Origin of the sequence: Maribacter spongiicola (assembly GCF_004364165.1) — a bacterium.
GTDB lineage: Bacteria > Bacteroidota > Bacteroidia > Flavobacteriales > Flavobacteriaceae > Maribacter > Maribacter spongiicola.
Map to the genome: position 1 here is coordinate 1,602,191 of NZ_SOAY01000010.1, position 14,233 is coordinate 1,616,423.

The 14,233-nt window shown below is 35.3% G+C and carries 6 protein-coding genes; all 6 read right to left on the reverse strand.

The window, feature by feature from the left end:
- Window positions 1-7: 7 nt before the first annotated feature.
- Complete coding sequence (locus CLV90_RS07150; protein WP_133686778.1) at window positions 8-3,049, reverse strand: SusC/RagA family TonB-linked outer membrane protein; 3,042 nt, start codon at window positions 3,047-3,049, stop codon at window positions 8-10.
- 378 nt (window positions 3,050-3,427) lie between these two features.
- On the reverse strand, window positions 3,428-4,948 hold the full coding sequence (locus tag CLV90_RS07155) for a sulfatase (RefSeq protein WP_133686779.1): 1,521 nt from the start codon (window positions 4,946-4,948) through the stop codon (window positions 3,428-3,430).
- Window positions 4,945-7,680 carry an alpha-L-rhamnosidase gene (locus tag CLV90_RS07160; RefSeq protein WP_243835293.1) on the reverse strand — a complete coding sequence of 912 codons (2,736 nt, stop codon included), beginning with the start codon at window positions 7,678-7,680 and terminating at the stop codon, window positions 4,945-4,947. The genes CLV90_RS07155 and CLV90_RS07160 overlap by 4 nt, the downstream gene beginning before the upstream one ends.
- Window positions 7,681-7,738: 58 nt before the next feature.
- A complete protein-coding gene (locus tag CLV90_RS07165) occupies window positions 7,739-10,528 on the reverse strand; it encodes an alpha-L-rhamnosidase (protein ID WP_133686780.1) in 2,790 nt (929 codons plus the stop codon).
- A gap of 24 nt (window positions 10,529-10,552) precedes the next feature.
- On the reverse strand, window positions 10,553-12,475 hold the full coding sequence (locus CLV90_RS07170; protein ID WP_133686781.1) for a hypothetical protein: 1,923 nt from the start codon (window positions 12,473-12,475) through the stop codon (window positions 10,553-10,555).
- A 351-nt stretch (window positions 12,476-12,826) separates the two neighbouring features.
- Window positions 12,827-14,179: a TrkH family potassium uptake protein gene (locus CLV90_RS07175; protein ID WP_133686782.1), complete on the reverse strand. Its 1,353-nt coding sequence runs from the start codon at window positions 14,177-14,179 to the stop codon at window positions 12,827-12,829.
- Window positions 14,180-14,233: the final 54 nt, after the last annotated feature.

The following is a 14,233-nucleotide window of genomic DNA, read 5'->3' on the forward strand; positions in this document are numbered from 1 at the left end:
TTATTTTTTAAAAAGTTACGTTTACACCAAGTGTGATAACACGTGGATTAGGATAATTTGCATCTAAATATCCTTGTGCAATATTGCCCAAACCGGTTCTACCAAAGTTACTTGCCTCTGGTTCTATCAATCTAGTACTAGAGAACAACAATAAGTTGGCACCTGACAAATAGATGGTAGCTTTTTTAACGCCGTCAAGACCTATTTTATCAGTAGGGAAGTTATATGCCAATCTTACCGTTTTCAAACGTAGGTGTGAACCATCTTCCACATATTCGGAATTACTCGGTGTATTTGTCACTGTATCGGCTCCCGCTCTAGGAATATTAGAGGTTGGGTTGTTAACCGTCCATCTGTCTCGTAAATCGCCAAACTTAACTGTTTCACCTCTGTTAAAATAATGATTACGCATTCTTAAATTGTACACCTCATTACCTACAGTACCTTGAAAGAAAAATGAAAAGTCTAAATTTTTATATGAAAAAGAGTTTTCGATCCCAAAAATTAAATCGGGAATTGGACTACCCAAAATAACATTGTCTTCTGTAGACGCAATGCCATCACCATTAATATCCTCAAAGTGTGATCCACCAACAACCTGAGGGTCGGTTCTGCCAGAGGCATCAATTTCTTCTTGACTCTTCCAAGTACCTAAATAATTTAGACCTGTATAAACTGGAACGGACTCACCTACAATAAGTCGTGTATTTCCTGAGCCAATAATAGGGTCAACAACAACATCTATAAACTCTTGACCTCCTAAATCCAAAATCTCGTTATCGTTAGAAGATAACGCAACGGAAGAATTCCAGCTAAAATCTGATTTGGATATGTTGGTAGATGTCAATAGAAGTTCCCAACCTTTATTGGAAAGTGCCCCTACATTTTGTAACTGACTTGTAAAACCCGTTTGCCTTGGTATAGTAACATCCAAAAGTAAATCATTAGTTTCTTTTTCGTAGTAGTTAAATTCTGCAAAAAGTCTGCCATTGAACATTGATGCTTCTAAAGCTATATCTAAAGAAGTTGTTGTTTCCCATTGCAGATTTGGATTTGCAGGCCTACCTAATGTTAAGCCAGGAACCTCAGATCCATTCAACGTTGTGTTAGCCTCGGTAAGCACACCCAGTGTTCTATAAGGGCCAATCGCCTGATTACCTGAACGACCCCAACTAGCTCTTAACTTTAAATCTTTGAACAAAGTTTGGTCTTGCATGAATTCTTCTTCACTAATTTTCCAGGCACCGGCTATTGAAGGATAAAATTCATACTTATTCCCTGGAGCAAATACAGAACTACCGTCTGATCTACCTACCAATGTTAAAAGATATTTGTCTTTATAGTCGTAATTTATCCTTCCAAAAAATGAAGCAATTTGAAACCCAGTATAATCACTGCTTACAATAGATCTTATAGGATCAGAGTTTCCTAGATTATTAAAACCGGTAGCATCACTTGTAATACCTGCTGCCTCTGCTTCCGTTATTTCTGTTTCTACTTTTTGAAATGAAGCGCCACCTAAAATAGTTAAACTATGGTCCTCACCAAAATCGGTATTATACTGTACCGTATTTTCGTTGTTCCAACCCGTGCTTGCCACAGTACGTACACTAGCAGTACCACCATCTGGCACACCAATGGCAAGGTTGCCTGGCAACTGACTAGAATTAAATCGGTTTTGCTTCGTATTATTGAATTCTGGACTGAATGTTGAACGTATAATCCAACCTGGCGCTGGTTGGTATTCTAAATAAGCAGTTGACAATAAATTATTGGTGAACGTTTCATTAGTGTTCAGCGCAAAATTTGCCAAGGGGTTATTGAATGGTGCCCCAATTACTTCGTCAAAACCGTTAAAAGTACCATCATTATTAAATACGGGTTGCGTACGTAATGTTCCAAAAGCATTTCCGCCAAAGGAGGTTAGGCCATTTTCATTTTTAATTCTGGAATAGTTGATACGAAATCCTGCTTTTACTTTTTCACTTAATTTTAAATCTAGATTTGACCTAAAAATAAATTTTTCGATACCAGTACTTTTTACAATACCTTCTTGATTGAAGTATGCAATAGAGTTGTAATAGTTAACATTTTCTGATGCTCCTGACAAAGATATATCCGCGTTATAAATTGGAGCAGGACCCGTTGTTAAATCTACCCAGTCATTATTCGGGTAGGTAGATGGGTCGTTAGGAAATGGTTCCGATACATTTCTAAAAGCAGCACTTTCATTCGTAAATGCTATTTGTTCTTCTTGACTTAGTAAATCTGGTAATTCAGGTAGCATTTGCATACTTGTGAAAATATTTACGCTTATTTCAGGTTTTCCAGTTCCAGCGCCCAATCCATTTTTAGTGGTAACTAAAACTACCCCATTTGCACCTCTAGAACCATAGATAGCAATAGAGGAGGCATCTTTTAGAATTTCTATAGATTTAATATCGCTTGCGTTAATATTGTTTAGGTTGAAGTTTGTACCAACAACGATACCATCAATTACCCATAGTGGTTCGTTACTACCTGTAATAGAATTACCACCTCTTACACGTATAGCTGTTCCGGCACCAGGTGCTCCACTTGTTTGTGTTACTTGAACACCTGCAGCTCTACCTTGTAAGACCTGATCTACCCTTGATGAGGGCACTTGGGTAATATCGTCTGAACTCACCGAAGATACAGAGCCCGTTAAATCTGATTTTTTAGTAGTACCATAACCAATTACAACTACTTCGTCAAGCTTATTACCTGCTTTGAGAATTATATTTAATTGAGTTTGGTTACCAATGGAAATACTTTGTGGTTCATAACCAATGTAAGAAACCTGTAGTGCGTCTTCAGAGTTTGCTTCAATGGTAAAATTACCATCGAAATCGGTAGTAGTACCTCTAGTTGTTCCTTGAACAATTACCGATGCTCCAGGTAAAGGTCCTTCTTCATCCGATACATTACCACTAACAGTCTGTTGAGACCATGATGATAATGTAACTAAGGCAAACAGTACAGTAAATACCTTAGTTTTAATTTTAAATAGTGTTAGTTTAGTTTTCATAGAATTGTCTCATAAAGTTGAAAATTTCATTTTGATTATGTTAAACTATCGTTAAGGTTTTTTTTAATCATCCTGTACTGTACTGTAGTGGTAAACTAATTTTATAGTGAAATAGCGTGTATATAGAATGTTTACTGGTTTTCTTAATAAAAAATTAAATTCATAAAAAATGTCATTTTAATTTTTAAATTGATATTTAAATTGGTTTTAGAATTTAAAAATGATAATTCTTGCTGTATATGGGTAGTGGAAAAAATGAGCTTGATTGGTTTACAGATTCAGAAAAAACATTTAGCATTCATTACTATTGAAATTAATATTAAAAATAAAACCCCTATAAAAATTAAAGGGGTCTTAAATAACTGTTTTAAAAACTGATTACCGATCTGCACCAATTATTTTTGGAGGGTTATAATTTGTACTACTAGTTCTTTGTTTCTGCTCTACATAATACGGCTGAAAACTGTAAGACGAACTTTCATCCCAATTGGAATTTATTTTCGGCAATTTTTCTCTCATTGAAGCGATTTGAGATTTGTACTTCGAATTTTTTGCTTGGTTTGTCCATTCATTGGGATCTGTACTATGATCATAGAATTCTTCGGTACCATCTTCATATCGAATATATCTATATCCGTTTGTTTTAATAGTGTGGTTGTTCATGCCAAAAGTAGAAATGGCGTGTGCATCGTCTAACCCTTCATTATTTTTCATCATATTCACTAAGCTAATCCCTTCGTTTTTTGAATATTTAGGTAGTCCACTTAATTCTAAAAGTGTGGGATAAATTGAAAGCATTTCAACAGGGGCATCAATTTTCTTTCCTTTAGGTAAATTTGGTGCCGAAAATATTAAAGGCGCTTTAGTGGCAGTTTCCCATAATGCGTGTTTTGCAAATGTTCCTTTTTCTCCGAGGCGATACCCGTGATCGGACCATAAGACAATTATGGTATTATCGCCATATTCACTATTCTCTAAAGCATCTAAAACACGACCCAATTCATAATCGACATAACTTATACAAGCTAAGTATGCCTGAACAATCTTTTTCCACTCGCCATTTTCTTTTGCCCATTCTGTAGTAGGCATCATAGGTAGGTCGTTTATTTTTAACCCTACTGGTGGTATGTCATTTAAGTCATCAAATTTGTAAGGTGGTGTTTCAATATCTTCAATTGGATAAAGGTCGAACCATTTTTGAGGCACATATAAGGGTACATGTACTCTTAAAAAACCTAAGCCCATAAAAAAAGGCTTATCATATTTTTTATGTAACCGATCAATAACCCAATCAGCAGACTTGTGGTCTGGCATTAAGGTGTCATTTTCTGGAAAAGCCCCCCAATCTGTACTTGTTCTGCCATATTTTTCTCTGTCTGCCGTTCCAAATCCATCCCAAACAAATCTTTTTTCCGGGTAGGGTCCGAATCCTTTCATTCTACCTCCTGATTCATTAAAAGTACTATCTGGGGCATGTACATGAAAGAGTTTACCGATGCCCATAGTATGATAACCGTTGTTTTCAAAATATTCTTGCAAGAATGTAATATCTTTTGTAATAGCATTGCCATCTCGTCGAATTTCATTATCAGGGGTCATTCCGTAAATTCCTGTCGTAGAAGGTCTTAATCCGGTCATTAATGATGCTCTTGACGGGCCGCACAACGGTGCTTGACAGTGGGCATCTGTAAAAGAAATGCCCATAGATGCTAGTCTATCAATATTTGGAGTTTTGGCAGGGCCATCAAAACTGCCGATCATTGTATTAAGGTCATCTACGGCTATAAAGAGAACATTCGGTTTACTCTGTTCATTTTTTTCAATAGGTTTTTCTTTCTCTTTACAGGAACTGATCAGTATAAGAGCAACTACTAAAAAGTTAAGCTTATTATATTTCATTTGTCTTGATTATAAGGTGTTAAAAAGTTGTATGTGCCTGGTTGAACCATTATTTCAATAAAATCATCACCAGTGCTCAGCAATTTAATTTCTTTAATAGCTGCTAGTTTTTGGTCATTTACTGCTAGTTCTTCAGTACCTATTTTAGGAATTATAATCTTAGCTGTAGTGTTTGGTGGTATTTGAGTTTCCATTTTAAATTGATCATTGGAGATTTTCCAAGAATTTGATACCATACCAAATGGAGTATGTAAAGAAGCGGAAGCATTTGTTAAGTAATCAGTGTTTGGAACTGGTGCTATTTTAATGACTTTGTAACCTGCTTCTAATGGAGATATACCTGCGATTCTTTCATACATCCATTCACCAATAGCACCATACGCATAATGATTTAAGCTATTCATGTTCTGTGGGTTGAAACCCTCTTCTTTGCTATAACTGTTCCAACGTTCCCAAATAGTAGTAGCACCTTGGTTAATGGAGTAGAACCAAGAGGGATATGTTTCATTGAACAACAATTTGTACATCATATTTGTTTCACCTGTTTCATCTAAAACTTCAGATAATAATGGGGTACCTAAAAAACCAGTGCGCAAATGATCATCGGCATTATTAATCTCTTCTAATAAAAACTTCTTGGCGTTTTCTTTTTTATCTTCAGATAGCAAATCAAATGCCAATGCCAACAAATAAGAAGTTTGTGTAGATGTTACAGCTTTGACTTTGCCACTTTCGTTGAAAAAGGTTTTCTCAAATGATTTGGCTACCGTTTTATATATCTCTTCATATTTTTTTTGTTCTTCAATTCTCCCTAACACGGCAGCACTTTTAGAGGTGAGTTTTGCCGAATGGGCATAAAAGGCAGTGCCGATAAGATTAAGTGAAGTGTCTCCTCTATTATCACCGTTTTCTGGGTAAGGCTGTAGCCAGTCAGAAAATGACATCATATTAGAAATATTATCTTTTGATTTTAGCTTATGATATTTTAACCATTCTTCCATCATTTCAAAATTTTCTTCCAGTATGCTTCTGTCGCCTGTACGCATATAAATTTTCCAAGGAATGATGGTGCAAACGTCACCCCAACCAGAACTACCAATTTTGTTGCCACGTGCATCGGGCACTGTCCATGGAATACCTCCATTTTCAAATTGCGCTTCTTTGACACTTTGTAACCAACTGGCCCAGAACTTATATACATCGGCATTAAACATAGATGTTGGTCCAAAAACCTGCGCATCACCTGTCCATCCTAAACGTTCATCTCGCTGTGGGCAATCTGTAGGTATATCAAAGAAGTTACCCCTTAAGCCCCACACAATATTACTTTGTAGTTGGTTCAATTTATCGTTAGACGATGTAAATGTACCGTTGTCATCAAAATCTGAATACTGTACGATACCTGTTGCCCAATCTTTGGTCGGTTCTTTTGAAGTATCGAAACCGCTTAATTCAATATATCTGAAACCATGAAAAGTAAATTTGGGCATATACTCTATAAAACCGTCTTTGGCAGCAATGTAATAATCGGTAGATTTCGCCGAACGGTAATTTTTTGTGTAGAAAGACCCGTCTGGTGATAACATCTCTGCGAACCTAATTTCTAAAGTATCTCCCTTCTTCATCGGTACTTTAACTTTCGGTACGCCTACCATATTCTGTTTTAGGTCGAAAATTACTGTTCCGTTTTTTTTCGTTATTTCTTTTGGACTTAACGCTATTTTATTCTTAACCGTCGAATGTCTTTTTGGTTCTAACGCAATATGGTCTTCAAGATTGGCAACCTCGACATTGATCCAGTTTTTATCGTCAAAACTATTTTGAGACCACTTGGGCATTTCTAAATTTGAATTATAAATTTCGCCATCATAGATTTCAGAAAATTGGATAGGTCCGTTGGTAGTTCCTTTCCAGCTATTATCTGAAGTGATAATTTCTTTAGATCCATCTGTCATATTTATTTCTAACTGACATAATATTTTTGGCGAAATAGTATTGTTCCATGGCGTTATGCCCCATAGTAATCTTCCTGAATGCCAGCCGGAAGCTAATTCAACACCAATAGTATTATGATTAGATTCGATTAAATCTGTGACATCATAGGTTAAAGTTTCAATTCTCTTGTCATAGGTTGTAAAACCTGGAGACATTACATCATCACTTACATTTTTTCCATTTATAGAGACGTCGAATACACCTTTGGCAGTTATATATAACCTAGCAGAAGAAATAGTTTTAGATAATTTAAATTCTTTTCTTAGATATTGAGGCTTATGAATAAGTACATTACCGCGACCGCGTATACTATCTTTTGCAGTGTTGAGCCCAACCCATTTTGCGTTCCAGTCACTATTTTTAAGTAACCCTAATTCGAAATTTTGTAAAGTACTCCATTCTGAAGCTTCGCCATTCTGATCCCAATATCTTATTTGCCAGTATACTTTTTGGCGGGATTTTAATGTAGACCCTTTGTATTTTATCCAAGTAGATTGGTCTGTGTTTTGCTTTTTTGAGTCCCATAAATCTGGTTGGTCCGGCAATAAATCTGGATCACTAGCCACAACAATTTGATATGCGAACTGACTTTTAATACCGTCCTTATTTGGTAATATCCATGAAAACGTTGGGCTGTTTTCGTAAAAACCAATCGGATTTTCAAAACCCTCGGCAATTGTTAAATTTTGTGCTGCCGCCAAACTCTGTTTTTCGGTGCATGCTGTTTGATTGATCAAAAAGAAACAGACTATCAGTCGTAGAAAATATTTAGATATTGATTTATAATACATTTTGTTATAGTGTTAGTTGAAAAGTATAGGTGCCTGGTTGTGCTAATATTTTAATAGATTCTTGAGCAGAATCTATTACTTTCATATTTAAATTTTCTTTGAACGTAATATTGTTTACCATTAATTTGTTAATGGTATTATAGGGTATATGTATTTCTGCAGAGGTATTCGCAGGTATAACCACATCGAGATAAAAAGTGTTATTCTCTATTTTCCATGAAGATGACGCCTTACCGTAAGGTGTATTTAATTTCGCAGATGCGGCATTTAAAAATTCTGTGTTCGGTATTGGGGCAATTTTTATTTTTTTATAGCCAGGTTCTAAAGATGAAAGACCGGCAATTCGTTCATACATCCATTGCCCAATGGCTCCGTATGCATAATGGTTAAGACTATTCATACTTTGTGGATTATAACCATCTTTTTTGCTAAAACTATTCCAACGTTCCCACATAGTGGTAGCACCTTGGTTTATAGAATAAAACCAAGACGGATAGGTTTCTTTAAATAGAATTTTATACATCAGGTCTATCTCGCCCATATCATCTAAAACTTTAGGTAAAATAGGAGTACCTAAAAAACCGGTACCTAAATGGTAGTCTGCTTTTTTAATTTCTTGTAATAAATGCTGTTGCGCTTTTATTTTTGTTTCTGGTTTTAGTAAATCAAAATAGATAGCGAGTAAATAACTAGTTTGAGTTTGCTTTTTATTTTTAAATTTTCCGTTGATATCAAAAAAATTATTTTCAAAAGCAGAAGCAATGTTCTTATATAAATCCTTGTATTTTTTTTCATCATCAGTTTTACCCAATACACCAGCTATTTTAGAAACTAAATGTGACGAATGTGCAAAATATGCCGTGTTTACAAAAAGCCTTGGTGTATCGCCCCTATTACCTATTTTTCCTGTTTTTTCGGGGTAAGGCTGTAACCAGTCGGCAAAAGAATGTATGGTCGGGATAAAATCTTGAGATTTAGATTCGTAATAACCTACCCATTTTTTAGCCATTTCATAATTCTCTTCAAGCACTTTTTTATCGCCTGTAATGTTATAAATATCCCAAGGAATAATAACAGCTGCATCGCCCCAACCTGAACTAGCTTTATTATTTTGTAAAACATCTGGAATAATAAATGGGACTAACCCATCACTATGTTCAGATTGTGTTTCGCGCATGCTTTGCAACCAAGCCGTCCAAAATGCATGAGTGTCAAAATTAAACATAGCAGTTGGTGAAATTACCTGTGCATCTCCCGTCCACCCCAAGCGTTCGTCACGTTGCGGACAGTCTGTAGGTACATCTAAAAGGTTATCACGCAAGCCCCAGGTAATATTACTTTGAAGTTGATTTAATTTTTCATTTGATGATGTAAATGAACCATTTTCTGTAATATCTGAATGTTGCACCAAACCTTTTATCCAATTTGTCTCTGGCTTTACCGAGTCATCATAACCTGATAATTCAACAAATTGAAATCCATGAAATGTAAATTTCGGAGACCATTCTATTACGCCATTTTTTGCCGCAATATAATAGTCGGTTGACTTGGCAGAACGGTAATTATCGGTATAAAACGTACCGTCTGATAATAGCATTTCAGAAAAACGAATAGTAAGTGTATCGCCTTTTTTCATAGGCACCATAACTTTTGGTACACCCAGCATATTCTGTTTCATATTAAATACAACCGAAGATTTTGTAGTTGATACAATTTCTACATCTTCTAAAACCTCAGTTGTTCTAACTGTTTCATGACGTTTTGGCCGTAGACTAACACTATCAGAAATAGCTTCATTTTGGGCAGTTTCCCAAGTTGAAGCATCAAAAGTAGCTTTTGTCCAACCTTTGATTTCCAAATTAGCATCATATATTTCGCCATCATAAAGACTTGCTAGTCTTCTAGGACCGTTTGTGGTACCTTTCCAAGATTCATCGGAAACTATTATTTTTTTAGAACCATCTTTTAGTGTTATTTCTAACTGGCATAATATTTTTGGAGAGGTAAAGTTTTTGTACACTGCCTTGCCGCGGCTGATTCTGCCTGAATGCCAACCAGATGCCAATTCAACAGCTATGGCATTTTTACCAGATGTCAATAATTCAGTAACATCGTAGGTAAGGGTTTCAATACGTTTATTATATGGTGTCCAACCTGGTGTAAGTACATCATCACTCACATCTTTACCATTTAAATGCACATCGAAAACACCTTTTGCCGTAATATATAAGCGCGCAGATTTAACAATTGATGATAACTCAAAGTCTTTTCTTAAATACTGGGGTCTGTGCATTAAAAAATTCCGTACTCCTTTAATACTATCTTTTGCAGTATCTAAACTTGTCCATTTTGCTTTCCAATCACTATTCTTTAAAAGGCCTAATTCGAAATCTGCAGTTTCACTCCAGATGGATGGTTGATCATGTTCATCCCAATACATTATTTGCCAGTAGATTTTTTGTCTAGAACCTAAATTTTGTCCTTCGTATGGATTGAAAATTGAATTTTCAGAAGATGTTTTCTTGCTTTGCCATATATCAGGATTATCAGGTAAGAGTTCTGGTGAACTTGCAGCAACAATTGCATATGCAGTTTGATATTTTACGTTGTTTGGAAGTTTCCAAGAAAAGGTCGGTGACGCATCATAAAATCCTAAAGGGTTTTCAAAACCCTCGCTAACAGTTAGGTTTTTTGCTGCAAGATTTGTTTTCTTTTGACTATAACCAGTTACCGGTATATAAACTAAGAATAAAATAATGATTAATAAGGTTAGTCTATGTGAAGTTGTATTCATTGGTTAAGTATAGGTCTATATAGCTTATGATACCTGTATTGAGATTTTTAGTTCATTGGAGTTCACTTCAAAATATGCCATAATTGGAATGGCTTCTGCACCTGGTACCATATTAAAAATCCGTTCTCTTGAAGTCTCTTTTATTTTAAGCGGCACACTTGAGGTTATTTTTACCAAACCTTCAGGTTTCTGTACGGTAATTTCATTTGTACTCACTTGGTTGATTGCCTCATTGTTCGGTGAAATTATCGGTAAAACAAAGGCTGTTTCTGTTAAAATTTTTTGATTGGTTTTTGCAATAATCTGAATTTCGGTTTCTGAAGCCTGATAGGTTAAATTAAAATCTGATGCTGTTTCTTCAACCACTTCATTATTATAATCTGTTAATTTACATTCAGCGTCTATGTTAATTTTTCCGTTAGTATCTTCAGAAGAAATAATTGCTGTACGGTCAAATATATTAGAATACCATTTGCCATCGAACCTAGTTTCAACTCTTGGAGTAAAAGGAAAATCTTCTCCGGGGTTGGGTTGTTGATTTAATGATTCTACCAATTTGTATTCGGCCATACTTGCAGCTAATAAAAGACCGACTTTATTATGGTATAATAGAGACATTGCCCCGCCTGTGGCTTGGCGGTAATGACCGTCTTTATAAATTGCATCATAAGCGGTTACAGTTCCTCTCCAATGGCCACGTGCAAATAGGCTAGTGTCAATTTCTTTATAGTGTTTTATGCCATTAGCTATGCTTCGAGGTAGTGGGGTAGAGGTATCAATTTTTGGCAGTTCATCCCAATTGTCCAATAAATGAGCCAATGGCTTACTGTGGGCAAAAGTATGGTGTATACAAGGTTTAATACCGTGCGAAACATAGTGTATACCGCCATGTAACAATCCGTTATTTGTACACTTTTTTAGTAGCTCTGTATATTTAACTGCTGCCGTAGCTAGTGCAGGGTTACGGTCAGCCATCAATACTAGTGCCGGTTGGCTGCCGTCACATGTTCGGCTTCCCCAATACGTCCATTTAAACATACGGGTTCCCCAGCCATTATCCCATCCACCGTCAGGTAACATAAATTCTAAATGCGTGCTTAACGATTTATCTAAGAGTTCTAAAAGCTCTTGATCGTTTTCATGAACTGCATATAGCACAATGTTGTTTAAAGATTCTTCTACATTATAACCTAAATCAATACCAGGTAATTTTTTAGCACTTAGTTTGTGAGCACTTGGTTTTATTTCTCCATAGAGAAAATGATTCGGGTTCGTGAAATAGGGTTTTATCTCATTAGCAAGTTCTTTACTACGACTAATATATGCCGGTTTGTTTAGCATCTTGCCAATTAGGTTTAATGCATAAATTGTAGTTGCTCCATAATTTACGTTGGTCGCATCAATTGAAGGGAACTTTTCATAAACAAAATCTGCTGCTTTTTCCAATCTATCTGTCCATTGTTTTCTTCGATTAATATCTAATAGATCACCATGATAGTGTAAGGTCTCTGCAAGGGAAATGGCGCCGAAAACCGTTATGCCGTTCCATGATTTTGGATTTAAATCATTTGACCACGCTCCACTGGGTAAGGTTACATTTTTTGCCCACTCCATTACTGCAATACCTGATTCAAGATATTTTTTATCACCTGTATATTTTGCCATGGCAAGTAGAGGGTAGACAGCATCCATCATTCTACCATGAACTTTATTACATGCAGGGCATATGAACATACCCTGTTTTGCAGGATCTTTAGAATCCATCACCTGAGTTTGTATAAGACCATCGCACCAATCTCTCAATAGATTATATGTAAGTGTTCTAAATTCTTTAGAATGTGGTTCTAAAACAATTTTGTCTTTACAAGAACTAAGTATGCTAGATAAAGGGACAGTTAACCCTAAGCTAGCAAATGCAGAGAGTTCAATGAATTCTTTTCTTTTCATTTGAAATGTGTTATACAATTATGAAGATGCCCTAAAAAATAATAATGGGCTTGTCACAAGTATATTAGAGTTTTAGCGAATAGGCATCCTGTACTGTACTGAGATGAGTAATTGTATTTTTTGCCAAATACTTTTGTCAATTGCTAAGTTGTGATTTGATAAAAACAAAAATGTTTAAGAAATTAACAATGTGGTTGAATATAACACGCTAAATTATTAGTCATTGATTGACTTAGGTTACAATTGCTAGTGTATATCAATATGAGTAATTAGTCTTCCTTATAGCGCAGTTAACTCTTCATATCTCTGCAAAAATCACCCGATTTAATCTGGTACAAATTAACTATACATTTAAACAGCTATATCTCCTTCAATAACCATATGTTCACTTTCAGAAATACTTCTAGACCAAATTGCAAGACCAAAAGTAAGAACACCTAATCTACCAATGAACATTAAAAGAATAATTGTGATTTTGCCAACTGCACTTAAATCGCCGGTTATTCCCATACTAATTCCAACGGTGCCTAAGGCAGACGCGACTTCGAAAATTATTTTTTCTAAATTAAAATCCTCTGAAAAAGTGAGAACAAATATTCCTAAAAAAATTAATGAGGTGTAAAATATGAAAGAAGAGGTTGCAATGTATAAACGCTCTAATGGTATAACTCTGCCAAAAAAGGTTATTTGTTGACTACCTCTTAGACGACTTTTTATTATTGAAAATACCGCTGTTAATGTTGTTATTTTAAGTCCGCCTGCTGTACCAGATGGTGATGCTCCTACATACATTAAAAAAACTGTAGCAATTAGTATTGGAGTTGTAAAAGAACCAAAATCTAAAGTATTAAAGCCAACAGTAGTCATTGCTGACATCGCTTGAAAAAAGGCAGCATAAGTCCTTGTTGAACCATCTAAATTTGTAATTGATGGTTCGTAAAAATAGAAGAATAAAAAGGCAATACTTAATAAAATTGAAAGACCAATTAAAATTATTTTAGTAGTGAAGCTAAGTTTGTGGGTTTTGTTTTTAAACCAAAGTACAAAGTCGGTCACTACAATAAAGCCAAGTGAGCCCCCAATGGCCAGGAAAGAAATTATAAAGTTTATAAAGCCGTTGTCTAAGTAATCGATAAAACCAGAATTGAATAGACTAAAACCGGCAGTGCAAAAGGCACTAACGCTATGAAAAATAGCATTCCATATGGCGGGGTAATTATCCATGCCATCCATTTTAAATGCAATGAAAAATAATATGGCACCTATCACCTCCATAATTGTAGTAAATATAACTACCGATTTTAGAAAGTCTTTAATTTTTATGGAGATGGGTAGTGTAAATTCTGAGTTAAGAATGGCCTTATGCCATCTTGTAATTCGTTTAGTAGTTGAAAGTAGCATGAAGGTAGTAAAAGTGAGATAACCTATACCCCCTAATTGAAATAGTAGCATTATTATAAATTGACCGCCAAAATTATAACTATCGAAAATACTGATAGTAACGAGACCTGTTGTCGATACAGCAGATGTTGCTGTAAAAAGATGATCTAAAAACGGTGCCGATGTTTTTTGAAAAATCGGTAATGAAAGTAAAATAAACCCAACTACTATATAGGTCAGAAAACCGTAAAATAAATTTTGTTGCGGAGAATGTTTTAATTTAAGTTTTAAGTATTTGCTATTCAACTTCTTTAAAAATCCCATGTCATTTAAGCTTTGAAAGATGCAATTTAAATAATTTAAGAATCACGATTTCAA